This is a genomic window from Pseudomonas persica (genome assembly GCF_900291015.1).
Classification (GTDB): Bacteria; Pseudomonadota; Gammaproteobacteria; order Pseudomonadales; family Pseudomonadaceae; genus Aquipseudomonas.
In genome coordinates this window covers 42,829-67,100 of record NZ_OLKL01000033.1, presented here as the reverse complement: position 1 = coordinate 67,100, position 24,272 = coordinate 42,829, and the positions used below count along the sequence as shown (strand labels likewise).

Annotated in this window: 20 protein-coding genes and 3 pseudogenes; 14 read left to right on the top strand and 9 right to left on the bottom strand. The window is 62.5% G+C overall.

Annotation, left to right across the window (positions count from 1 at the left end):
- Nucleotides 1-58: 58 nt before the first annotated feature.
- On the bottom strand, nt 59-1,423 hold the full coding sequence (locus FQ664_RS15825; RefSeq protein ID WP_144173148.1) for an MBL fold metallo-hydrolase RNA specificity domain-containing protein: 1,365 nt from the start codon (nt 1,421-1,423) through the stop codon (nt 59-61).
- Nucleotides 1,414-2,340, bottom strand: coding sequence for a universal stress protein (locus tag FQ664_RS15820; protein ID WP_144173146.1), 927 nt, complete (start codon nt 2,338-2,340; stop codon nt 1,414-1,416). Before FQ664_RS15820 ends, FQ664_RS15825 begins: the two co-directional genes overlap by 10 nt.
- A 187-nt stretch (nt 2,341-2,527) precedes the next feature.
- Here FQ664_RS15820 and FQ664_RS15815 point away from each other — a divergent pair, with 187 nt between their 5' ends.
- From FQ664_RS15815 to FQ664_RS15795, 4 genes and pseudogenes are all read left to right on the top strand, one after another.
- Nucleotides 2,528-3,076 carry a GNAT family N-acetyltransferase gene (locus FQ664_RS15815; protein WP_144173145.1) on the top strand — a complete coding sequence of 183 codons (549 nt, stop codon included), beginning with the start codon at nt 2,528-2,530 and terminating at the stop codon, nt 3,074-3,076.
- A 349-nt stretch (nt 3,077-3,425) separates the two neighbouring features.
- Nucleotides 3,426-3,674 carry a hypothetical protein gene (locus tag FQ664_RS15805; protein ID WP_144173144.1) on the top strand — a complete coding sequence of 83 codons (249 nt, stop codon included), beginning with the start codon at nt 3,426-3,428 and terminating at the stop codon, nt 3,672-3,674.
- A 2-nt stretch (nt 3,675-3,676) separates the two neighbouring features.
- On the top strand, nt 3,677-4,498 hold the full coding sequence (locus FQ664_RS15800) for a helix-turn-helix domain-containing protein (RefSeq protein WP_144173143.1): 822 nt from the start codon (nt 3,677-3,679) through the stop codon (nt 4,496-4,498).
- 37 nt (nt 4,499-4,535) lie between these two features.
- Nucleotides 4,536-4,688: pseudogene (locus FQ664_RS15795) on the top strand (hypothetical protein); the annotation flags it as partial.
- A 286-nt stretch (nt 4,689-4,974) separates the two neighbouring features.
- Here the strand turns inward: FQ664_RS15795 and FQ664_RS15790 are convergent.
- Both FQ664_RS15790 and FQ664_RS15785 read right to left on the bottom strand, forming a co-directional pair.
- Complete coding sequence (locus tag FQ664_RS15790) at nt 4,975-6,150, bottom strand: MFS transporter (protein WP_144173142.1); 1,176 nt, start codon at nt 6,148-6,150, stop codon at nt 4,975-4,977.
- A gap of 82 nt (nt 6,151-6,232) precedes the next feature.
- On the bottom strand, nt 6,233-7,261 hold the full coding sequence (locus FQ664_RS15785; RefSeq protein WP_144173141.1) for an alpha/beta hydrolase: 1,029 nt from the start codon (nt 7,259-7,261) through the stop codon (nt 6,233-6,235).
- 220 nt (nt 7,262-7,481) lie between these two features.
- Here FQ664_RS15785 and FQ664_RS15780 point away from each other — a divergent pair, with 220 nt between their 5' ends.
- The 8 genes and pseudogenes from FQ664_RS15780 (at nt 7,482) to FQ664_RS15745 (ending at nt 14,333) form a co-directional block, all read left to right on the top strand.
- Nucleotides 7,482-8,429, top strand: a complete 948-nt coding sequence (locus FQ664_RS15780) for an AraC family transcriptional regulator (RefSeq protein ID WP_144173139.1) — start codon at nt 7,482-7,484, stop codon at nt 8,427-8,429.
- A 47-nt stretch (nt 8,430-8,476) separates the two neighbouring features.
- Nucleotides 8,477-8,938: a cyclophilin-like fold protein gene (locus FQ664_RS15775; protein ID WP_256675981.1), complete on the top strand. Its 462-nt coding sequence runs from the start codon at nt 8,477-8,479 to the stop codon at nt 8,936-8,938.
- 158 nt (nt 8,939-9,096) lie between these two features.
- Nucleotides 9,097-9,798 carry a TetR/AcrR family transcriptional regulator gene (locus FQ664_RS15770; protein WP_144173137.1) on the top strand — a complete coding sequence of 234 codons (702 nt, stop codon included), beginning with the start codon at nt 9,097-9,099 and terminating at the stop codon, nt 9,796-9,798.
- A 574-nt stretch (nt 9,799-10,372) separates the two neighbouring features.
- A pseudogene (locus FQ664_RS28295) lies at nt 10,373-11,086 on the top strand (methyl-accepting chemotaxis protein); the annotation flags it as partial.
- Between the two features lie 390 nt (nt 11,087-11,476).
- Nucleotides 11,477-11,992, top strand: a pseudogene (locus FQ664_RS28290) (methyl-accepting chemotaxis protein); the annotation flags it as partial.
- A gap of 83 nt (nt 11,993-12,075) precedes the next feature.
- The gene (locus tag FQ664_RS15755) at nt 12,076-13,182 is read left to right on the top strand and encodes a porin (protein WP_474707146.1); all 1,107 of its coding nucleotides are present in this window, start codon (nt 12,076-12,078) and stop codon (nt 13,180-13,182) included.
- Nucleotides 13,183-13,193: 11 nt separating this feature from the next.
- Nucleotides 13,194-13,598, top strand: coding sequence for a phosphate ABC transporter substrate-binding protein (locus tag FQ664_RS15750; RefSeq protein ID WP_144173131.1), 405 nt, complete (start codon nt 13,194-13,196; stop codon nt 13,596-13,598).
- A gap of 177 nt (nt 13,599-13,775) precedes the next feature.
- A complete protein-coding gene (locus tag FQ664_RS15745) occupies nt 13,776-14,333 on the top strand; it encodes a TetR/AcrR family transcriptional regulator (RefSeq protein WP_144173129.1) in 558 nt (185 codons plus the stop codon).
- 86 nt (nt 14,334-14,419) lie between these two features.
- Here FQ664_RS15745 and FQ664_RS15740 read toward each other — a convergent pair whose 3' ends face one another.
- The 3 genes from FQ664_RS15740 to FQ664_RS15730 are packed head-to-tail and all read right to left on the bottom strand — an operon-like array spanning nt 14,420 to nt 20,100.
- Nucleotides 14,420-15,823, bottom strand: coding sequence for an efflux transporter outer membrane subunit (locus tag FQ664_RS15740; protein WP_144173127.1), 1,404 nt, complete (start codon nt 15,821-15,823; stop codon nt 14,420-14,422).
- Nucleotides 15,823-18,951 carry an efflux RND transporter permease subunit gene (locus FQ664_RS15735; protein WP_144173125.1) on the bottom strand — a complete coding sequence of 1,043 codons (3,129 nt, stop codon included), beginning with the start codon at nt 18,949-18,951 and terminating at the stop codon, nt 15,823-15,825. Before FQ664_RS15735 ends, FQ664_RS15740 begins: the two co-directional genes overlap by 1 nt.
- A 15-nt stretch (nt 18,952-18,966) precedes the next feature.
- Nucleotides 18,967-20,100, bottom strand: coding sequence for a MexC family multidrug efflux RND transporter periplasmic adaptor subunit (locus tag FQ664_RS15730; protein ID WP_144173123.1), 1,134 nt, complete (start codon nt 20,098-20,100; stop codon nt 18,967-18,969).
- 190 nt (nt 20,101-20,290) lie between these two features.
- On the opposite strand from FQ664_RS15730, the gene FQ664_RS15725 reads away from it, so the two are divergent.
- Nucleotides 20,291-20,767 (top strand): TetR/AcrR family transcriptional regulator, encoded by a 477-nt coding sequence (locus tag FQ664_RS15725; protein WP_144173121.1) that lies wholly within the window; start codon nt 20,291-20,293, stop codon nt 20,765-20,767.
- A gap of 57 nt (nt 20,768-20,824) precedes the next feature.
- Here FQ664_RS15725 and FQ664_RS15720 read toward each other — a convergent pair whose 3' ends face one another.
- The gene (locus FQ664_RS15720; RefSeq protein ID WP_144173119.1) at nt 20,825-22,024 is read right to left on the bottom strand and encodes a PucR family transcriptional regulator; all 1,200 of its coding nucleotides are present in this window, start codon (nt 22,022-22,024) and stop codon (nt 20,825-20,827) included.
- Between the two features lie 291 nt (nt 22,025-22,315).
- Between FQ664_RS15720 and FQ664_RS15715 the strand changes: the two genes are divergently transcribed.
- Complete coding sequence (locus FQ664_RS15715; RefSeq protein WP_144173118.1) at nt 22,316-23,185, top strand: phytanoyl-CoA dioxygenase family protein; 870 nt, start codon at nt 22,316-22,318, stop codon at nt 23,183-23,185.
- 116 nt (nt 23,186-23,301) lie between these two features.
- Here FQ664_RS15715 and FQ664_RS15710 read toward each other — a convergent pair whose 3' ends face one another.
- Nucleotides 23,302-24,264 (bottom strand): WD40/YVTN/BNR-like repeat-containing protein, encoded by a 963-nt coding sequence (locus FQ664_RS15710; protein WP_144173116.1) that lies wholly within the window; start codon nt 24,262-24,264, stop codon nt 23,302-23,304.
- Nucleotides 24,265-24,272 lie beyond the last annotated feature (8 nt).

The following is a 24,272-nucleotide window of genomic DNA, read 5'->3' as shown; positions in this document are numbered from 1 at the left end:
ACCAGTAGCCGACCGAAACCATCCGCTCGGGCACCAGCGGGTAGACCACCTCGTCCACTCACACTCGATCAATGGCAACGGTTTCCTGATACTCAGGCACGTACACCTGCCAACCGAGCTCGATGCTGATCCGCCGCCGCAACGTGTCGGCGGCGTGCGGCTCGCCATGGATGACGTAGGTCTGGCGTGGCGGGCGGGCGAATCCGCGCAACCACTGCATGATCTCGTCGGCGTCGGCATGCGCTGAGAGGTTCTCCATGGCATGCACCTGAGCCCGGATAGGCACGTCTTCGCCATGCAGGCGGACACTGTGCGCACCGGCGACGATGTCGGCGCCGCGCGTACCACCGGCCTGGAAACCCGAAAACAGGATGCTGTTGCGCGGGTTGGGGGCCAGCGCCTTGAGATGGTGCAGAACACGTCCGCCGGTCGCCATGCCACTGGCGGCGATGATGACCGCAGGCTCACGCAGCTGATCCAGATGCCGGGATTCATCGACCGTACGGATGATGTGCGTGCCCCTGCACATTGCGGCACATTCTGCCGGCGTCAAGCGATGCTCGCTCCTGAACTGCTGGTACAGCATGGTTGCGTCGGTGGCCATCGGGCTGTTGAGGTAGACAGGGATGTCGGGTATCAGGCCATCGCGTTTGAGCTTGTACAGGTAGTACATCAGCAACTGGGCACGGCCAACGGCGAACGACGGCACCAAGGTTATGCCATGGCGCAGGAGGGTCTGGTTGATGACCTGGGCCAGGAATTGCTCGGTCGACTCGGTTGGATGCTGGCGATCGCCATAGGTGGACTCCACCAGCAGCACGTCTGCCGTCCTGATCAGTTCCGGCGCGCGCATGATCGGATCTTGTGGCCGGCCCAGATCGCCAGAGAAGACCACGGTCTGGCCGTCTACCTTGATCTGTACCGTCGCCGCGCCGAGTATGTGCCCAGCCGTGCGCAACAGCAGCTCCATGCCCGGCGCGATCATGGTCGGGTGATGCAACTCCACAGGGCGCAACAATGCCAAGGCGCGCTTTGCTTCCTGTTCGGTATAAAGCGGGCGTGCCGGCGAATGCTTGGAGTAGCCGTGCCGGTTGGCATGCGCGGCCTGCTCTTCCTGCAGCCGGGCGCTGTCGAGCAACAGGATCTCGGCCAAGGCACAGGTGGCCGGGGTTGCGTAGATCGGCCCGGTATAGCCTTCCCGCGCGAGCACCGGAAGATAACCGCTGTGGTCGAGATGGGCATGGGTCAGCACCACGGCATCGAGCGCGCGCAGCGCCGCCGATAGCGGTTCCCAGTTGCGCAGGCGTAGTTGCTTGTAGCCTTGGAATAGCCCGCAGTCGATCAGCACCCGGCTGCTGTCGCGGGTCAACAGGAACTTGCTGCCGGTCACGGTGCCGGTACCACCGAGAAATGTCAGTTGCATGGCTGGGGCTCCAGGGTTTCGGCCGCTTGAGGGGGAACCGCCAGAACACTGCACGGCGGACGGCTGACGATGCGTTCGGTGGTGTCGCCAAGCAGCTTGTCCAGGCCCTTGGGCTGCACGACGCCCATGACCACCGCGTCGACTTCCAGCGCAGCGACCTGCTCGCGAATCACCTGCACCGGGCTACCTTCCATGAAGTGCCGGCAATCCGGCGCGACCCCTTCACTGTCTGCCAGGATGTCGAACGGCTCCTTCTGGGCGTTACGCATCTCATCGATCCACGCCTGGGCGACATTCATGTCCGAGGTGAACACGCCAGCCAGGTTGTAGGCCGAGAGCAGGTGCAGCTGCGCATCGCATTGCAGTGCCAGCGCTTTTGCAGCACGGATCAGCCCACGGTTGAAGCGCGCCTGGGCGTCGGGTGTTTCGCTGAAGGAGGTGTCCACGGCGACCAGCACACGTTGGGGTAGCGCCACCGTGGCAGATGGTACGAAATGCGTGATGCCCTTCAAGCCCCGCATCAGCGCGCAATCCAGAGGCGTACCGAATAGTTGCGCCAGGGCTGGCGCCACTTCACTGTCCTTGATGACCATATCGGGCTGCAGTTCACTGATGTAGTCGACGGCCGCGCTGCGAATATCGTCTGCCGGCAGACTGTCGACCGTCAAGGTGATACCACTGTCACGGTGACGCTCGACCAACCTCGCCAGCCGCACACGGTAGTGGTCGAACTGACGCTGGATATCGGCCTCGTTCAATCGCTCTTCGCGCAGCAGGTGCTCCTGCGTCGGTTCGAACAAGCCCAGCACATGCACACTGGCACCACTGACGTGCGCCAGGGCCAAGGCCCTGCGCAGCGCGGCCGAATGCGGATCGACCTCGGTGAGCAGCACCAGCAGTTGTCGATATTGCCCCATGGTGAACCTCCGGGCTTGTGCGGCAGGTGTGATGATGTAGGCGATTGTCCGAAGGCAGGTCGCTTCGCGCTTGATGCAGATCAGAAAAACCACCCGTCGAGCCTGAACTTGACGATTGTCAGAACGGGCGTCGCCCAACACGCTACAACAGCTGCAGCAAGCATCGACCAGGTGGCCGGGAGGCGACATGAACAGGCAGCAGACTGAACAGCCAGACGCATGCGAGCATTGGATCGAAAAACTTTCGGACGGCTCTGCCGTACTGATCCGCCCGCTGCGCGAGGAAGACCACGAAAGGGACCGCCGCTTTCTCGGCACGATCGCCTACGAGGTCCGGCGTTTCCGCTTCATCGCCGGGCTCAGTGGCGGCCTTCCGAGCCTGGATGCGCAGCATATGCCAGTGGATCATCGCCACTGCGAAGCCTACGTTGCCCTGGTTCATGCAGATGGCCAGTTGCGCCAGATCGGGGTCAGCCGGTATGCCAGTGTTCCCGACAGCCACCTCTGCGAATGCGCCGTGGCCGTGCAGGAACAATGGCAACGCAAGGGGCTGGGCCGGCTGCTGATGCAGCACCTGATCGCAGCTGCGAAACGCAATGGCTTTCACTGCATGATCTCCAGGGACCTGGCGAACAACTACGCCATGCACCGGCTGACCAAGGGCCTGGGGTTCAGTTCACGCTACCTGGGTGGCGATGTCAGCGAAATCATTCACGAACTGGACCTGCGCGCCTGAAGACAAGGCCCTTTCTGGCCTTGCCCCTCAGCCTTGGGGATGAACCAGCCAATACCGTTGCGCGGACCAACGGCAATGCCGGCCGCGCGTGAATTTGATGCGGATCAAAGCTTCCAGGCAATTACGGCGCAATCTGACCTACACCAACAACAATCATCCAATGCCCACGAGGCGTGCCATGGCGCCCTTGAAAAACATAGAAGCGGCCTATGAACCGTTCGCCAACCAGCGCGATGAAGTGATGGAAATGGCTATTGCGTCCTGAACCACCCCTGTTGCCGGCAGGGATGCCTTCGTTTCGCATGGATTTGCAGTTGGTTTGCTCATGCATGCTTTTTTGGAGGCTCTCATGAACATCTACGTCGAGAAGAACCCTGAACAGAACCGCTGGTGGATCCGCATGGACGACTGCCGGGTGAGCTTCACTACCTGCGCCGAAGCGCAAGCGTTCGTCGAACGGTTGAGTGCTCGTCTCAACGCGCCCCATTCGCTGGACATGCTTGCCGACTGGTCACCCCGCTCAAGCATGGACAGTGTTGGCAAACCCAATGCGCGGATGGCAGCCCAGGCAGCTCTCCGATACGCGAAGGAGGCCTGACCATGACCGGTCTCCTGAAGGTGACCTTGCTCGACCAACCTGCAGCGTCGAACCCGGCAACCCCGATTCATCTGAAACCGCTCACGACTCTGTGCACCGAGTGTCGTGTCAGCGGGCTGTGCCTGCCCACCGGTCTGCCAGTGCACGACAACAGTTGCCTGGGCGCGCTGATCGGTCCGCGCATGCGCATTCGCAAAGGCGCCGCGCTGTTCAACGCCAACGATCCGCTGACAACGCTATACGCCGTGCGCTGCGGCAGCTTCAAGACCAGCCTGAACAGCGCCGAAGGCCAGGGCGTGGTGATCAATTTCTGGATGCCTGGCGATGTACTTGGGCTCGATGCCATCGCCACCGAGCATCACGTATGCGACGCCATCGCCCTGGAAGACAGCGAGGTCTGCCCTGTCCCCTATCGTCGGCTGCAAGCACTGGCTCGCGACTTTCCCGTCCTGCAGCAAAGCCTGAACCGTTTGATGAGCCGGGAAATCGTGCGCGAACATGAACGGGTGCTGATGCTGTGCAATCTCACCGCCGAACAGCGGCTGGCCAGCTTCCTGGTAGGGTTGTCCCGGCGCTTCGTCAGCCGGGGCTATTCTGCCCACGGCTTCATGCTGCGCATGTCCCGGGAAGACATGGCTTCGTACCTGGGGCTGCGCCTGGAAACCGTGTGTCGCTCGGTTGCCCGCTTGCGCACGCTGGGTATCGTCAGCCTGCATGGCAGACTCGTCGAGATACTCGATCTGCCAGCCTTGATAGCCCTTGAGCAAGGCGGCGCGGAGGTCGCGCCCAGGGACACCCCGAAGGCGCCATGCTCGACACGGTGAAGGTCAGCCACGGGGCGCCGTGGCGTTGGCCATCGGCATGCGGGTGGGGCTCGAGCGCGAGCGCAAGAAAGGCCGCCATGAAGACCACGCCGGCGCCGGCCTGAGGACCTTCGCCATCACCGCCCTGCTGGGCTATGTCAGTATGTTGCTGGCGGGGCCGGTGCTGGTCGGTTTCGCCCGCCCATCTATCCGTCACCTGAGATGCAAGGTGTTGATGGCTGATCGCGAGTTTGCCGGCCTCACCCTCGCGGCTCTGAATTTCCTGGAGACACGCCCTCTCGTGGTTGATATCAATGATCACCTGGCGCCACCAGGCTCTGGTTTCGAAGGAACGATAGAATTCGCCTCTGGGCCTGGACAGAGGTGTCGCTGCCCAGCGTCGCTTGGCACATGATTTTCATCGGATGGCTTCAGGGGCGAACCCTGTTCGCTCACCAAGACAGGGCCGTCGCGAGGTGCCCTTCATGATCCCCCGGCTACCTGCGACTCGTGATGACACTAAGCAGTGTTGCGATCAGCAAGAATACGCCACTGGCAACAAACGTCGCTTGATAACCCATACCGTCATACAACACGCCACCTGCCGTTGCCCCAGCAGTGATCGCCAACTGAATCACTGCGACCATCAAGCCACCGCCGGCTTCCGCGTTATGTGGCAATGCCCTGGCCAGCCAGGTAAACCATCCCACAGGAGCGCAGGTGGCGATAAGCCCCCAACAACCGAGCAATACAGCAACTGGAACGACCCAGGCCCCCGCCGCGATCATCGCGAATGCAATAGCCGCCATGATCAACGGAATCCCCACCAGAAGCCGATTCAGATGTCGGCTAACGAGCGAGCCGACTACCATTGTTCCCACTAAACCAGCGGCACCGATGATCAGCAGCAGGAGCGAGAGCGTCGGCACCTCGACGTGCGTGACCGTTTCCAGGAAAGGCCGCAAATAGGTGAACAATGTGAACTGCCCCATGAACAGAAAGGCAACTGCAGCCATGCCGAGGGCGACCTTGCCATCTCTCAACAAGCGCAGGGCGCCAGTCGCCGAGCCGGCACGGCGTTCACTTGGCATTGCTGGCAGGGTGAAGGCTTGCCAGGCCAGCGCCAGTGCCGCTAAAGGCACCACGCAAAAGAACGCGCCCCTCCAGCCAATCATGCCACCCAGGTAGCTCCCAACCGGGGCTGCGATTGCCGTAGCTAGTGCGGTGCCACCCTGCATCACGGCAATAGCTTTGGGGACGAGCGCTTCGGGTGCGATACGCATCATCACAGCCGTTGACATTGACCAGTAGCCACCGATGGCAATGCCAAGCACCGCTCGTCCTGCCATCAGCGTCAGGTAGTCGGGGGCGAACGCTACCATTGCACCAGAGAGGAGCATCAGTGCCGTAGTGGCCAACAATACCGGCTTGCGGTCAATTCCCTGAGTCACGGTGGCCAGCAACAGGCTGGTGATTACGGCAAAGAAACCCGAAATGGAAATGGCTTGTCCGGCCTGCCCCTCGGTCAGCGATAAATCAGATGCAATGGGGGTGAGCAGGCTCACCGGCAGAAACTCAGAGGCCACTAGCGCGAAGGCGCAGAGCGACATCGCCAGGACGGCGCTCCAGACCTGGCGGCTTGAATATTGAAGAGATAGTGCTGAGCTGCTCATGGTAATTCTCGGTCTACCCATTTCAAAAACGCCGATGCCCTTGCCCAGCGTGTCGAAGCTGGGCAAGGGCAGCCGGGGGAAGTCACTGGAGGTTTTCGCGGAAGTAGGTCGCCAGCTTGGTGAAGGGGATCAATTCGACGCGGTCGTAGAGATCGACATGGCCAGCGCCTGGCACGATCACAAGCTCCTTGGGTTCACCAGCAAGGCGATAGGCCTCTTCGCTAAACTCACGGGAGTGAGCGTTCTCTCCGGCGATGAACAACATGGGACGTGGCGAGATCGTCTCGATGTCATTGAATGGATAGAAGTTCATGAACCTGACGTTGCTGGTCAGCGTAGGATGCGTCGTCAGAAGCCGCGGCAGACCTTTGGGAGTGAACTCACCACGGGGGGTGCGGTAGAAGTCGTAAAACTCCCGCTCGATGGCATTGGAATTGTCGGTCAACTGATCAACCGTGCCGCTGGTGTACCTGGTGTCACCGCCGGCAAATTCGACATCACGCTGGGCCACCGCTTCGGCGATGGCTTTCTTGCGTTGTTCGACCGTTACTCCGTGCTTGAGGCCATTGCGATTGGCTGCACCCATGTCGTACATGCTGACTGTTGCAATAGCTCTCATGCGTGGATCAATCTTCGCCGCACTGATGGCGAAACTGCCGCTCCCACAGATGCCCAGCACGCCGATCCGCTTGCGATCAACGAAGCCTTGAGCACCGAGGTAGTCAACTGCTGCACTGAAGTCTTCGGCATAGATGTCCGGCGCCACCAAGTTGCGCGGACGACCGTCACTCTCGCCCCAGAACGACAGATCGATGGCCAAGGTGACGAAACCCTGTTCGGCCAGTTTCTGCGCGTAAAGATTCGAGCTCTGCTCTTTCACCGCCCCCATTGGGTGACCAACGATGATGGCTGGGTATCGGGTGTTTCGGTTCAGATTTTTGGGAACAAAGAGGTTCCCGACCGTGTTCATCTGGAACTGGTTTTTGAAGGTGACCCGTTCAAGTGAGACCTGTTCGCTCTTGTAAAAATTGTCAGCTCCATGGGACATATCGGCGGCTCCGGCAGAGAGTGAACTGGCCATCAAGGCAAACGCTACGAACAAATGTTTCATGCACATCTTCCTGTTTGCTCAAAATGGAAATAGGAGTGAGGGCAGTCGCGCCAGTGCGCTCTGGTAACCTCAACTGCAGTCCATCTTCATCGGGAAAGCGGCCATTCAGTAGAGCAAACCGATAGTTTTCTTGCCTGATTCTCCAGATCATGCTGACCGGGCATGGACAGCTGAAGCGGTGCGCGAGTAGTGTTTTTCCAATAGATCATGTGAGGCTCCCATGCCCGCCACCACACAGCCGCCCTCCCATGCGATCCCGATGGCCACGCTGCGCAGAGTCATCGGCGCTATCGCGCCCACCACTGGCGATTTCCCGACATGCATTGCAGACCTCAGCGTCTACCGACGTAACGCACCGGCGCCACCCATGACATGCATCATCGAGCCAAGCATCGTGCTGGTCGTACAGGGCGCAAAGGAGATGGTTATCGGCAGTGATGTCTTTCCCTACGACACGACCCGGTTCCTGGTCACATCGCTAAGTCTCCCCGCCAACTCGGCTGTCACCCTGGCAAGCGAAGCAGCACCCTGCCTCGGCCTGGTTTTCAAGCTTGACTTGCGCACGCTCGCAGAATTGATCGCCCAAGATGGTCGCCTTCCGGTAAGCAGCCAGTCCGTACACAAAAGCGCCGGCGTGGGCGAACTGAGTCCAAAACTGCTTGAGAGCTTCGCGCGTCTGATCGAGCTGGTGGAGGAGCCTGATGCGATACCCGTGCTCTGGCCCCTGATTCAGCGAGAAATCCACTATCGTCTGCTGCTGAGTGGCCAGGCCCCTCTGCTGCGCCATATCGCCTCCGTAGGCAGCAAGGGTCATCGAATTGCCAAGGCTATCGACTGGATGAAGCTGAACTACGCCGCGCCTCTGCGAGTGGACGATCTGGCCTCCCAGGTACAGATGGGGCTCTCGACCTTCCATCAGCATTTCCGTCAGCTCACCGCAATGAGCCCGTTGCAGTACCAGAAATGGCTGAGGTTGAACGAGGCGAAACGGTTGATGCTCAACGAGCATCTGGATGCCGCCACCGCTGCCTTCAAGGTCGGCTATGAAAGCCCCTCGCAGTTCAGCCGCGAATATGGGCGCCAGTTCGGCACTCCGCCAAAACGCGATATCGCAGAGCTGCGACTCAGTGCAGAAAGATCAGCTGCCAGCACACCTGGCATGCCTTGAATCTCGGCTCTCGGGAAGACGACCAATCAACGATGACAGGAGAAATAATGAGAGTTTTGGCGTGCGCGTTATTGGCTTTTGGTTTGGCTCACGCAGTTGCGGCCAGCGCAGCTGAACCGCAAACGGTCGGGCTGGCAGAAGAAAAACTTCAGCGTGAGATCCCCCGTATGCAGATGACAGTACGTGAGCATCAATACACGATCACATTGGCTAACACCCAAGCAGCTCGTGCCTTCGCTTCGTCGATGCCGCTAACGCTCGAAATGACTGACCTTAACAGCAACGAAAAATATACGGATCTTGCGTTGTCACTCCCCACGGATGCGAGCGCTCCCGGGACGATCAATGCGGGGGATGTCATGCTCTATGGGACGAAGACCCTGGTGGTCTTCTACAAAACGTTCAAGACGCCCTACTCCTACACCCGAATCGGAAAGATCGATAACCCCGATGGCCTGGCTCAAGTGCTCGGCGACGGCAATGTCCGAATGGATTTTTTCGCACACTGATGAGCTGGCGGAAGTGCTGGCGGCATGTAGGGTAATCGCGGTGATAGTCGATGCAGGGCATGGCTGTCGGTACTTGGTCCGATCGAACAGCCTGGGTAAGCCAGGCTTGCTGTGGCAAACTGCTGGTCCGATTGGTTGACCGATGAAATCGCCTCCTTATGCCTGAAACACACGCCCGCCATGCCCCTGACGCCAAGGCCGATGAGCACGAACCCGAACCGCTTGCCCGTCGTGGGCGCCCGGTTGGCGATCGCGACGCCAAACGGACCGAGCTGCTGGCGGCGGCGATCGCGGTGATCGCGCAAGAAGGCTATGCCGGCGCTACGATGCGCAAGGTGGCGCAATACGCCGGCTGCACCACGGGTACAGTGACCTACTATTTCGCCAACAAGGAAGAAATGGTCAGTGCCGTTGCGCAGAACCTGTTCGACAAGGTCGACGCACTGCTGGACATCAATCTCGATCAGGTAGACATCAGATCGCTCATTCAACGGTGGCATCACTGGATCAGTCATGACGAGCCAGACAACTGGCTTGCGTGGTTGCAACTGCTCACCCATGCCCGCCACCAGCCGGCATTCGCCAGCGTCATCAAGCAACGCTATGCACACTACCGCCAAGTCGCCACTTCGGTACTGGAAGCCGGCCAGCGCCAGGGCAAGGTCCGCGAAGATGTGCCGGCCGATGTATTGGCCGATCACGTTGCCGCGTTCAGTGATGGCTGGCTCATGATGCTGCCTCTCGAGCCCGAGCCGGTCAGCGCAGAGCGTGGCAAAGCCCTGATTGACGCCTTCATCGTCATGATTTCCCCAGCCGAAACCGCCAAGCGCACCGCCAAGTCCAAAGCCGCCCCCCGGTAAACCCGGCGCCTTGCCAGGAAGGCGTCATCCCGCCAAACAGCGCCTCTGCGCGCCGCCTCTCGTCGCTGCGGGGCTATCGCCCCGCGCCTTGCCAGCCCTGCCCAAGCACCAGGCCTGATAGCGCCTGCGCCGCTTTTCGCACGTTCTGGCGTCATTGACGCCTTGCATGAAATCAAAACTCCTGTATTTTACAAAACGCTTGATATAACAAATAAAACACCACCAAGTGGCAGGGCGAAAATGGGCCTGAAAACCAACACGCTGTCGCGCTCCGAGCGCGCATGCCAGAACTGGCGGCGCCATACCTTCCACGCGCATGCGGGCTGCCTGAAAGGGCACCCTCGCCTCCCCCGCACGGCTCCAAAGCTGGCCTGGGCTTATCGCTTCACACAAGCAGACGGGCAATCTTCAACGGGTCACGGAGGGGCGCAATGATCACTTAGCGCCAACTTCACTGTCGAAGGACAGCCCTTTGTCCGAAGCATAGCGATAGCACGCCCGACCAAAAGCGCACCGGCTTTTGCGGCCCTGCTTGCCTGCGCTTTGCCCTTCGTCCCGCCGAGGCCCGCCCCCCATGTTCAAAACCATTTCGCTGACCTTGAAACTCTCTCTGCCGCCCGCCGTCGCCCTGTTCGGCCTATTGCTGTTCGTCGGCTACACCGCGGTGCAGCTGGACGACAACGACAATCGACTGGTGTCGCTGGAAAAACAGAGCTACCCGACGCTGGAAGCTGCCGACAACGTGATTTTCCAGTTTTCCCGCCTACCCGGCCTGCTCAACAGCGCCGTCGCAGCGGGCGAGCGGGACACTCTGAATGAAGCGCGCAAGGTGCTGGCCGACGTCCTTGCCCGGCTACGCGATCTGGAGCCGCTGACTGCTGAACGGCCCGGCCGGCACCAGGAGCTGCAAGCCTGGTCCGCGGCGATCAAGCGCTACGCCGACAACGCGTTCGCCTCCTCCGGGCAACTGCTCGACGGGGCTGCGTTCGATGATTTGCGCCCCCATTTCGAGCGCATGGCCAGCGACCTCAAGAACGCCAAGGCGCTGGGCGAACAGTTTCGCAGCCACGTCTACGCCGACTTCCAGGGCAGCTTGACCCAAGTCCGCGCCGACAACGCCACCACCACGCGCGTCGGCTACCTGCTCAGTGTTTGCCTGCTACTGGTGGTCAGCGCCAGCGCGGCCTGGGTGATTCGTCAGGTCATGAGCAATGTCCGAGGCGTGATCGGCTCGCTCAAGACCATTGCCAGCGGCGATGGCGACCTGACCCGCCGTGTGAATGTCGACTCCGCGGACGAAATCGGCGAAATGATCGGCCTGTTCAACGGCTTGCTGGACAGCTTGCAAGGCACCCTGCGCCAGATCATCACGTCCGCCGCGCCCCTGGAGCAGATGTCCCGCGAGCTGCATCGGCTCACCCAGGGCGCGGAAGACAATGCGCGCTCGCAGCAGGAGCGCACCGAGTCCATCAGCCGTGACATCGACACCATGACCAACAGCATTCAGGAAGTGGCGCAGCGCTCCGGTCAGGCCTCCGCGCAAGCCAGCGCCGCAGCGCGCCAGGCGAGCGCAGCCAGGCACAACATCGACAGCCTGTCCTCGAGCATCGGCGACCTGGGTAACAGCGTGCTCAGCTCGGTGCAGGCCATGGAACAACTCGAAGAAGAAACCCAGCACGTCGGCTCGGTGCTGACGGTCATTCGCAGCATCGCCGAACAGACCAACCTGCTCGCCCTGAACGCCGCCATCGAAGCGGCACGGGCAGGCGAGCAAGGGCGAGGTTTTGCCGTGGTCGCCGACGAAGTGCGCAACCTGGCCCAGAAAACCACCGCTTCCACCGCGCAGATCCAGGACATCATCCAGCGCCTGCAAAACAGTGCCCGCAGCGTCTTGCAGGCGATGAACCTGAACGGCGAAAAGGCCAGGGCGAGCATCGAGCGCTCTGAACATGCCACGCAGACCCTGGAGGCGATCACCGGGGCCGTTCGCCAGATAGATGAGTTGAACGCCGGTATCGCCCGTTTCACCAACGAGCAGATCGGCCTTTCCCGTTCGATCCAGCAAGACACCGAGAGGCTGCAACAGGATACCCAGGCCACCACGCAAGGTGCCGACGCCACTGCACGGCTCGGCGAGCAATTGGTCGGTACGGGTAACCACCTGCGCAGCGCCACCGCTCAGTTCCGCATTTGACCCTTCCCCCTCACGAGAGCAGTTGAAGCATGCAAGGCATTAGAGCATTCGGTATCGCAGGCCTTATCGCGGCCACCCCGGCAATGGCCCTGGATCAGGGAGACTATCAATTCAACGGCTTCGGCACCGCCGGCCTCACCCACCTGGGGGGCGAGGACAAAGGGCGCAGTTTCGGCATCAGCGGGCAGACGACGGACGCCTGGCGTGGTGACCAGCTCTCCCGGTTGGGCGGCCAGCTCCAATATGGGCTCACGGACACGCTATCGGTTACCGTGCAAGGCACCCTCAAACCGGAACAGGACACCTGGAAAGGCAACCTGGAATGGGCCTATCTCTCCTGGAAGGCGACCGAAGGCCTGAGGTTGCGCGCAGGGCGGCTGCGCCTGCCGATCTACATGTACTCCGAAACCCTCGACGTCGGCGTCACCCACCCGTGGCTGCGGCTGCCGGATGAGGTCTACAGCCAGGTCCAGCTGAGCAACTACGAAGGCGCCGATGTCCTCTACACCGTGCCCACCGGCATTGGTTCCGTGACGTTCCAGGTGGCAGGTGGCCAGGCCACCAACCGCAACCTGTTCGCCATGGATAACCGGTACGACATCGACTACAAAAAGATCTTCGCGGCGAACGTCAGCCTGGAAACCTACGACTTCGGCACGCTGCGCATCGGCTATGCCGAAGCTGACATCGATACCGACCTCAGCGCCTCGGTCGTTGCTCCAGGGGGGGCGCCCACACGTGTCGACTTCCTGAGCCTCAACCGCAAGAAAGGCCGCTTCGCCTCCCTCGGCTATCAGTACGACAACGGCACCTGGATCTCCTCGAACGAGTGGACCAGCAACAACACCGAAGGCGACCAGCAAGGCAGCATCGATGCCTTCTACCTGATGGGTGGGCGCCGCTTTGGCGACGTGCTGGTCCACCTCACCTACGCTCAGCTCGATGAAGACGCTGGCCGCCAGAGCTCCTGGACCTACGGCGTGAACTACGACCTGGCGCCGAACCTGGTGCTCAAGGGCGAGTACAAGCGGGTGGACACGCGCGGCAGCGGCTACCGCGGCACCTTCGTGCAGAACGCCCAGGAGGCCTTCGACCATGCAGTCTTCGCGGCCAGCAACGGTGCTGCCGGCACTCCTTCGCGCAACTACGACGGCGACATCATCAGCGTCGGCGTCGATTTCGTCTTCTAAGGAGCGCCCACATGAAACCACTCCTCACCGCAATGTTCGCCGCAGCCCTGGCCACAGCCAGCACCCTGGCCCGCGCCGAAGTGGCCGTGATCGTCAATGCCGGCGCCAGCGCCGCTCCGTCCCAGGCCGAGGTGGCCAACATATTCCTGGGCAAGGACAGCAGCCTCAAGGGCCTCGACCAGAAAGGCTGGAACCCCAACAAGGAAAGGTTCTACAGCGCGCTGACCAACAAGAACGAATCCCAGCTCAAGTCGTACTGGTCAGGCCTGGTGTTCACGGGCAAGGGGCAACCGCTGCAAAGCGTGGATGATGACGCCGCGGTGATCGCCAAGGTCGGCAGCGAGGCGAATGCCATCGGCTATGTCGACGCCTCGGCCGTCAATGACAAGGTCAAAGTGCTCTTCACCCTGCCCTGAGCTTCACCGCCTCCCTCGACCTGGCACGTCGAGGGAGGCGGTGCCTGGCACCGGCAGGCAAGCGCGTGCGCGGCTGCAACCCGCAAGCCTTGATTGAACCACTATTTACTCAAATGGGTGCCGTGGAAGCCGTTTTCATTCACAATGGCCCCACGATATGCAGTGTGGAATCTTCTGATGCACCTTCCTACCGATGAGCGCCTGCTCAAAGCCCTGGCCGATGCGATCGTCGTCCACCCCCGAGCCACCTTGAAGGAACTGGCCGAGACAGCGGGCGTCAGCAAGGCGACCCTGCACCGCTTCTGTGGCACCCGCGACAACCTGGTGAACATGCTGGAGAGCTACGGCGACCAGGTCCTCACGCAGGTCATCGGTAATGCTGACCTGCACGACAGCGACCCGCGCACCGCCCTGCACCGCCTCATCGTCGAGCACCTCAAGCATCGCCAGATGATGATCTTCCTGCTGTTCCAGTACCGCCCGGACTCGTTCGACGACAGCGAGGCCAATCGCCCGTGGCGGGCCTATGCCGACGCCCTGGATGCCTTCTTCCTGCGTGGCCAGCAGGCCGGCGCTTTCCGTATCGATATCAGCGCGGCGATCTTCACCGAAATGTTCCTGAGCATGGTGTACGGCATCGTCGATGCCGAACGGCGCGGGCGGGCAGCCAGCGCGACGTCCGTGCAGACGCTGGAATTGCTGTTCCTCGGCGGCGCTGCGGCACCTGCTCGCTGACCTGCCTTCGCCAGCCAAAAAAAAAAGCCCCAGGGCATCGATCCCTGGGGCCAAGTGGCTGGACATGCCAACCAAAGGAGGCTGTTTCAGCCCTTGCTCGGCCAGCCGCCGCCGAGCGCGCGGAACAGGTCGACCAACGCCAGCTGGCGCTGGGTACTGGCTTCAATGAAGGCTGCTTCGTTCACATAGCTGTTGCGCTGCGCGTCCAGGTAACGCAAATGGCTGTCCACTCCACCCTCATACCGCGCCTTGGCCAACGCCAGGGTCGCGCGGCTGGTGTCGGCCAGGGCCCGGCGCGCGGTTTCTTCGCGGCGCAGGGTGTCGGTGGCGGCCAGCGCATCGGCGACTTCGCGGAAGGCAACCTGAACCGCGCCTTCATAGGCCGCCACGGCCGAGTCCTTGCGCGCCTCGGCCAGGCTGAGCCCGGCACGATTGCGTCCGGCGTCGAACAACGGCAGCGACAGCTGCGGCATGAAGCTCCAGCTGCGCGAGCCGCCGTCGAACAGACCGGACATCTGCGCACTGGCGGCACCAAAGCTACCGGTCAGGCTGATGCGCGGAAAAAACGCCGCCCGCGCCGCGCCGATATCGGCATTGCGCGCACGCAGCCGGTGCTCGGCGGCGAGGATGTCGGGGCGGCGTTCGATCAGCGCCGACGGCGCGCCCGGCGCAATGTCATTGAGCACCATCGGCTCATCCGGGCGCTCAGCGGGAATCACCTTGGCCGCCTCGCCACTGCCCAGCAACAGCACCAGCGCGTTGTAGGCCTGGCGCTGCTGGCGCACGGTGACTTCGAGCTCGGCACGGGACTGTTCGACCAGCCCCAGTGCTTCCTGGTGATCCAGTGCCGTCGCCGTACCAGCGGCGCGCCGCTGGCCAACCAACGCCAGCGAGTCCTCGCGGCTTGCCAGCGTCTGACGTGTCAGCGCCTGGCGCCGCTCGGCACCGTCCAAGGTCAGGTAGCCCTGGCTCACTTCGGCGATCAGGGCAATGCGCGCGGCACGCCCGACTTCCTCGGTGGCCAGGTACTGCTCCAGGGCTGCATCGCTCAGGCTTTTGACACGGCCGAACAGGTCCACTTCATATTCCGGCAGCGACAACCCCACCTGGTATGTGCTGCTGACACCCTCGCGGCCATCGCTCGACAGCGCCGACGGCAGGTGCTGGCGGTTGCCCGCGGCGCTGGCGTTCAGCCCCGGCACCTGATCGGCCCGCTGGATCCGGTACTGAGCACGGGCCTGCTCGATGTCGAGCAGGGACTGGCGCAAGGAGCGGTTGTTGGCCAGCGCGGTATCGACCAGCTGACGCAGCACGGGATCGACGATGAAGGCCTGCCAATCCAGTTGCTCCACCGAGCGGCCTGTACGTCCGGCAGCGCCTGCCCATCCAGCCGCCACTGACGCGTCAGGGCGCTGGTAGGTGGGCGCCAGGGAACAACCGGTCAAGGTCAAGGCCAGAACGACGGGAAACACACGATTGAGCATGAGCATCACTTGCTACCCTCGACAGCCTGTTGCATAGGGGCGGGCTTACGCTTGAGCAGCGTCAACACCCAGACAAAACAGATCGGCACGAACACCACCCCCAGCAGGGTGGCACTGAGCATGCCGCCAATCACGCCGGTACCGATGGCGCGCTGGCTGGCCGCCCCCGCGCCGGAGGCGATAGCCAGCGGCACCACGCCGAGAATGAACGCCATGGACGTCATCACGATCGGACGGAAACGCAGCCGCGCAGCCTCGATGGCGGCATCGCCCAGGCTGTAGCCCTTCTCCCACAGTTCCTTGGCGAACTCGACGATCAGGATGGCGTTCTTCGCCGCCAGGCCGATGATGGTGATCAGGCCGACTTTGAAGTAAACGTCGTTGGCCATGCCGGTGAGCGTCACTGCCCACACCGCACCCAGGGCGCCGATCGGTACGATCAGCATCACCGTCAGCGGGATCGCCCAGCTTTCGTACAGCGCCACCAACAGCAGGAACACCACCAGGATGGCCAGGGCGAACAGGCTGGCAGCCTGGCCACTGGACACCTTTTCCTGGTAGGAAAGGCCGGTCCAGGCGTAGCCGATACCCGGCGGTAGCTCGCTGACCAGACGCTCCATCTCGGCCATCGCCTGGCCGGTACTGTGCCCTGGCGAGGCGTCGCCGGTGATGCGGATCGACGGGTAGCCGTTGTAGCGCACCAGTTGCACCGGGCCCTCTTCCCATTGGGTGGTGACGAAGGCGCTGAACGGCACCTGCTGGCCGCTGGCGTTGGGGGCATAGAGGCGCAGCACGCTTTCGGGGGTCATGCGTTCGCCTTGCTCAGCCTGCACCACCACGCGCTGCTGGCGCCCGGCATTGGTGAAGTCGTTGATCACCGCCGAACCGAAAGCGGTGGCCAGGGTGCTGTTGATGGCCTCGAAGCTCACGCCCAGGGCGCGGGCTTTGTCCCGGTCGATGTGTACGCGCAACTGCGGCGCCTCGGCCAGGCCTTCCATCATCGCGTAAAGGATCACCGGGTTGCCGTTGGCGCGTGCCAGCAACTGGTCACGGGCGGCGAGCAGCGCTTCGCGGCCAAGGCCGCCACGGTCCATCAGGCGCAGGGCGAAACCACCGGAATTGCCCAGGCCGGCGATGGGCGGCGGCATGACCGCGGTGATGGAGCCGTCACCGTTGGCGGCGAATTGCGCATTGATCGCTGCCGTTTCCGCCTCCGCCGATTGCGTCTTGTCACGCTGCGACCAGTCCTTGAAGGTGGGGAACGCCAGCGCGGCGTTGTCACCCTGGCCCGAAAAACTGAAGCCACTGACGATGAACGAGTTGGCCACCGCCTCACGGGACATCAGGAATGTCTCCAATGCCTCGGCGGTGTGATCGGTACGAACCCGGCTGGCGCCCGGTGGCAGCTGCACGTCGACCACGCTGTAACCAAGGTCTTCAGCCGGCACGAAGGCCTCCGGCAGGCGCAGGTAGGAATAACCCAGCACCACCAGGATGCCGACGTACGCCAGCATCCAGCGCCCGGCCCGCGCCAGCAGTTCGCTGTTGAGCCGCGAATAGCGCTCGGTAACACGGGCGAAGCCACGGTTGAAGGCACCGAAGAAACCGCCCTTTTCATGGTGACCATGGGGCACCGGCTTGAGCAGCGTGGCGCACAGCGCGGGCGTGAAGGTCAGCGCCAGGAAACCGGAGAACAGGATCGACACCGCCAGCGACACGGAGAACTGCTGGTAGATCACCCCCACCGAACCGGACATGAACGCCAGCGGCAGGAACACCGCCGCCAGCACCAGGGTGATACCGATGATCGCCCCGGACACCTGCCCCATCGCCTTGATGGTCGCCTGCACCGGCGACAGGCCTTCCTCGGCCATCAAGCGCTCGACGTTCTCCACCACCACGATGGCGTCGTCCACCAGGATACCGATGGCCAGCACCATGCCGAACATGGTCATCATGTTCACCGAGAAACCGAGCAGTTTCATGATCATCAGTGTCCCCAGCAGGCACACCGGTACCACGATCGAGGGCACCAGGGTGTAGCGCACGTTCTGCAGGAACAGGAACATCACCAGGAACACCAGCACCATGGCTTCGATCAGGGTGTGGATCACCTTCTCGATGGCCACATCGACAAAACGCGAGGTGTCGTACGGCACCGCGTACTCGACGCCTTCGGGGAAGAACTGCGCCAGCTCGGCCAGGCGTTCCTTGACCAGCGTGGCGGTCTGGATCGCATTGGCGCCCGGCGCCAGTTGCACCGCGCCGGCTACCGCCGGTTGGCCGTTCAGGCGTGCCGACAGGTTGTAGTTCTCGCTACCGATGGCCATGCGCGCGACATCACCCAGGCGCACGCTGGAGCCATCCGGGTTGGCGCGCAGGACGATGCCGGCGAAAGCCTCCGGCGTGTCCAGGGTGCCCTGCACGGCCAGGGTCGCGGTCAGCTCCTGCTCGCTGGCACCCGGTGTGCTGCCGAAGCTGCCGGCCGGAACCTGGACGTTCTGGCCGCGAATCGCCGTGTTGATGTCGTCGATGGACAGGCCATAGCCCACCAGCTTCTGCGGGTCTACCCAGACCCGCATGGCCGCTTCCGAGGCGAAAAACTGCAGCTTGCCCACACCGGGCACACGCAGCAGTTCGTTGTTGATGTTACGTGCGGCATAGTCGGCCAGGGCCGTGGTATCGCCACGCTTGCCGGCCGTGCTGGTCAGGGCGTAAATCAGCAGGAAGCCGGAGCTGGCCTGCTCCACCTTCAGCCCTTGGCTCAGCACCGCCTGAGGCATGCGCGCCTCGGCCTGTTTCAAACGGTTCTGCACATCGACCTGCGCCATGTCCGGGTCGGTGCCCGGCTCGAAGGTCACCATCACTTCGGCCACGCCGTTGGAGTTGTTGGTGGACTCGTAGTACAGCAGGCCCTTGGCGCCGTTTAGCGACTCTTCGATGATGCTGGTCACCGACTCCACCATGACCTTGGCCGAAGCGCCGGGGTAGGAGGCGGTGATGGAAATCTGCGGTGGCGCCACATTAGGGTACTGGGCCACGGGCAAGGATGGAATCACCAGCAATCCTGCCAGTGAAATGAACAACGCCACGACCCAGGCGAAGTTAGGGCGATGGATGAAAAACCTGGACATCTCACTTTCCTCGCATCACTGGGCGGCAGCCGTTTGTTGCTGTGCCGGCGCCACCGGCATACCGGGGGCCAACCCTGCCGGGCTACCGACGATCACCTGATCACCTGGCTTGAGTCCTTCGGTGATTTGCCAGCGTGCGCCTTGCATCACGCCGGTTTGCACGGCGCGTGCTTCAGCGATGCCATTGGCGGCGACCAAAACCCGTGCCTGGCCGTCGCTGCCACGCTGGACCGCACGCTGAGGGACCAGGATGGCGTGGTTGTCGGTACCTTGAGGTGTGCGCACGCGCACATACATGCCCGGCAACAGCGTGCCGTCCGCGTTGTCGAAACGCCCGCGCAGGATGATCTGGCCGGTACCACGGTCCACACTCACATCGGTGAACATCAGCTCGCCCGAGCGCTGGAAGTCGGTGCCTTCCACTTGCGCGGTCAAATGCTGGCTGTCGGCCGCGAGTGCGCCGTCCGTCAGCGCTTGGCGCAGGCGCAGCGCATCAGCGGCAGACTGCGTGAAGTCGATGTAGATCGGGTCGAGCTGCTGGATACGCGCCATCAGCGTCGCATCACCCTGCCCCACCAACGCGCCTTCGGTGATCAGCGCGCGACCAATGCGTCCGGAGATCGGCGCGGTGACAGTGGCATAGCCCAGGTTCAGGCGTGCGGCCTGCACGTCGGCCTGGGCAGAACGCACCGCCGCACCGGCGCTGCGCAACTCGGCGGTGGCGCTGTCGAAATCCTGCTGGCTGACCGCTTCGATCTTGACCAGCGGCGCATAGCGCTTCACGCGCGCCTGGGCCTCCTGCTGCACCGCCTGGGCACGGGCCAGGTCGGCCTCGGCGCGGGCCAGGGCGGCCTTGAACGGCGCCGGGTCGATCTGGAACAGCACATCCCCCGCCTTGACGTCAGCCCCTTCCTCGAAGCGCTTGTGCAACACGATACCCGGCACCCGCGCCCGCACCTCGGCGACGCGCATCGGCTCGACCCGGCCCGGCAGCTCGGCGGCAAAGGCCACCTGCTCGGACGCCAACGTCACGATTTCCACCGGGTAGCTCGCATTGGCTGCACCGTCCTGCTCTGCTGCGGGCTCGCACCCGGCCAAGGCGATCGCCACGGCCAATACGCCCACTCTTATCGAACCTGTCTTGCCCATCACTCACCCGAGCCTTGATTGAAAACGGGGCGGATGCTACTTTTCAAACCCGGATGAGTCAATAATGTCTCACAATAATCATCCAGGACTCTAAATGACCTTTACAATTTCAGCCTTCCCACCTCCATCGCTTCCCGGCAAGCTGGTGAATACCCTCTATGCCGCTGCTGCCTTGCGGCCCAGAGCCTCCATGGGCGAGCTGGCGGCATTGGCGGGCATCAGTCGGGCAACCTTGCACCGTTACTGCGGTACGCGGGACAACCTCGATAGCCAGCTCGAACAGCACGCCAAAGGCACGCTCCTGCAGATTCTCGACAACAGCGACACGCTGGCCTTGACCCAGCCCCTGGCTGCGTTGCGTCAGCTGATTCACGCGCACCTGGCCCAAGGTGAGCTGATCGCTTTCCTTGCCTCCCGTTACCCTGTGCACATGAGCGTGCAACACGACCTGCAGTTCTATCTGGAAAGGCTCGATGGGTTGTTTCTCAGCGGCCAGCGACAGGGTGTATTTCGAACGGATGTCACCGCAGCGCTGCTGACCGAGATGTTCGTATCGCTGCTGCATGGCGCAGTTGATGCCCGCCAACGAGGGCGCGCGCCAAGAGAGAGCGCAACGATGCTGGAAAACGCGTTTTTGCAGGGCATTGCAACGCGGGCGCCTCGTTGAGCGCCGCGCGCGGCAACAGCAGTGATGACCTGTCAGGTCAAAGGAAGGGATGAAACGCTATTGCTCGTCGCCATCGAGCGGCGTGTTCCAGATCACCAGCTCGAGTGCGGCGGCGATCTGGATACGATGGTCGGCAAACGGGACCGGCAGCAGGTCCTGGGCACGCTCCAGCCGGCGCAACAGTGTATTGCGGTGGGTACCCAGCACTTCGGCGGTCTGGGTGATATTGCAGCCGTTAGCCAGGAAAGCATGCAACGAATGCTGAAGGACCGTGGGCTCGGTCGCCAGGCGGCCAAGCGTGCTCAGGACGAACTGCCTGGCCGCGCGGGCGTCCTGGGTCATCAGGGACACCATCCTCACCTGATCGATCGTGGCAATGGCGGGTGACCCCGCCAAACGGCCCATCAAACTCTGGGTGGTCAAGGCTTCCAGGTGCGAGCGACGGAAGCCGTTCATCCCCGCGCCCGCCGAACCAATTGCCGCGCGTATCTTCGGAAATTGCCGAGCCACGCCCTGCAGCCGGTTCAGGTCCAGCGGCTTTGCCGCATTGCTCCAGACCCACAGGGTCGCAGGGCCCGCAAAGACAATCAGCGGTGCGACCGTGCCCGTGAGCTGCGCCAGGGCGCGCGCCATATCTTCAAGGGGGCGAATCTCGGCGTCCGGGGTCTCGCTCCAGACGAGGCAGGCATGGTGCTTCTGAGCCAGGCTGTAGCCCAGTCGCCTGCCGAACTGCTCCGCATCCACATCCCTGCCATCGAGCAGCCGACTGACCAGACCGCGTTTATCGACAGGATCGTCATGGGCCTGGGCGCTCTTTTCTTCGAGGATGATCTGGGTCACCACCCGCATGTTGCTGTCGATGAATTCCGAGATCGACCGCGACGAGACCTCCAGGAACTCCTCGAGCACCGCGGGATCCTGCGTGAGGCTGAAGGCCATCTTCATCCACAGCTCCCAGGCTGCGTTCTGTGTCGACCTTGCGACATTCATCAGCAGTTCGGACAGACCTCTGCGAGCGAGCTCCCTGGCCGTGTCCACCATGTCAGCAGACACGTAGGACTCCACCGGTTCCCCAGGACGCTGCAGATTGGCGTTAGCCCAGTGCAGCAACTCTGCCCGGTTGGCGCGCCGGCATGCCGCGAGGATGACCGGATCCTCCAGCAGCCTGGCATCTTCCGGTGAAGAGAACAGCGCCTGATTGAGGCGCTCGACCCACTCCGGCGGCAGCGCCTGAGCGAGCTCGGCGCCTTTGCGCATGAGCTCGCGAACGGCTTCCGAGGGGCGTGGCCAAGGCAATGGCGTACTGGTCATAGGCAGTGCAAATCACTCAAAAATCGTCTGGAAAATGGTGCAGTTCGTACCTTGGCGCAAGGCCAGTGGAAACCTAGCATGAACTCACTGCCTGAACAAAAAATGCAAGGAGGCACCGTGACGCTCCGTGTTCTTTTTTGGGTTTAGCGCAGTGACAAGCGGGCTTGTTCGTCGATGCCCGTTGACCGCGCATCAACCCGCCTACGCCAACCGTTCTTTCAATCCGGAGTGCTTTCAATGCCAGCCTCTCGCAATACCTTAGCCAGCCTGCCCGTTGTAACCCGCTCGACTTCAGCGCAAGAGATTGCCCTGCTGAGCGATCAGGCAGGTGCGGTCATCATCCGCAACTTCATGACCTCCGAACAAGTCGTACGGATCAATAACGAACTCGACGCCCCCCTGGCCGCGCTCGATGCCGGCTCCAGGCACGAGCACGAGCTGATCGCCGAGTTCCATGGCCATCAGACCAAACGGCTCACCAACCTCGTCACCCACAGCAAGACCTTTCGTGAGGAAATCCTCGATGACGACCTTTTCCACGAACTGGGGAGCGTGCTTTACACCCCGGAGTGCGGTGACTGGTGGTTGACCACGGCCCAGTTGATCGAAATCGGCCCAGGCAACAAAGCGCAAATGCTGCACCGTGACATGATGCAGTACCATCCGTTCGTGGCCATGAACAAACATGCGCCACGCGCCATCACCAACCTGATGCTGGCGCTGACCGATTTCACCGCGGAAAACGGCGCCACGCGGTTGATCCCCGGGAGTCAGGACTGGGATGATTTCTACGATGTCGGAACCCCGGAGATGACGATTCCTGCCCTGCTGAAAGCCGGAGATGCCGTGCTGTTCGGCGGCAAGGTCGTTCATGGCGGCGGGGCCAACGTGACCGCTGACGACTACCGTCGCGGGCTGACCATCCCGATGCAGGCGTCAATCATCACGCCAGAAGAAGCCTACCCGTTGATCGTGCCGCTCGAGCTGGTGCGCACGCTTTCTCCGCGGGTTCAGAAGATCCTCGGTTTCCGCTCCCAATACCCCAATGGCAGCCCTGGCCTTTGGCAACATAACTACGCAGACCTGGCGGATTTCCTTCAGCTCTAGCGTCCAACGTTGACTTGCCTGGGTCTGAAGGTGCCACGACCACCAGAACGCCCAGGCAAGGAAACAGGCCAGCCATCGGTTTGCGATGCCTGGCCTCTGAGCGAGTGGCCAGCCCTTCACTCCTGGTAAGGCATTACCCCTCGACGTGAAAACAAGACAGGTACGCCTTCGGCGTTGAACAACGCCGCCGTCAGGGAAAGACCATCAGCTGTCTGCGTTTCCTGGAAACTGTGCCCGCCATCGCTGCTCTGCACGCTCAGCCCATCCAGCCCGACCGCCAACACACGAGAGCCCGCTACCGCTACGCAAGTGACAGAGCCCTTGCTTTGCGTTGCCACTCGGCGAAACCCCTTGCCATCCGCTGAACCCTGCAACAGGGTGCCGCGCTGGCCACCCAGCAGCAGACGCCCATCGGCCAGTACCGCGCCAGACCACAGGGTCCCTTCGTAGCCGGTATCCAGGTAACGCCAGTTTTTCCCCTGGTCTGCGGAATGCAGCACCTGCCCACGCTCGGCCGTGGCGTACAGCGTTCCGCGGCTGTCGACAAACAGCCCCATCAGGTTGAGGTCGGCCCGCTTGGCCCCCGGGGGGGCTTGCACCGGCTGCTCGGCCCACGTCTGGCCCCCATCCGCGGTGGTCAGCACCAACGACCAGAGCCCTACCGCCACCCCCTGCCGGGCATTGAAGAAGTGCACGGCGAACAGCGGCCGGTCCTCTTCGGTGGCCAGGCGCTGGACCTGCCAGGATTCCCCGCCATCGGTGGTGGCCAGGATCGCGCCCCAGTGGCCTACCGCCCACCCGCGCTTGGCATCCACGAACGCCACCCCCGTCAATGGTGTGGACAACGGTACCGAGCGCGCCTGGCGCCACTGCTTGCCCTGGTCGTCGGACAACAACACGACACCGTGGTCGCCCACGGCAACCACGCGTTCCCCGGCCCTGCCTGCGGCCAGCATGGTGGCCTGCGTGGCATTGCTCGCCTGTACGGCCGGCACGGCCTGCAACGGCGCGGCCTGAAGAGACAGCAGCGGCAATGCTGCTGCGAGCAAGGCCGCGGTGAATGAAAACCTGAAATTCATGCTTCTCT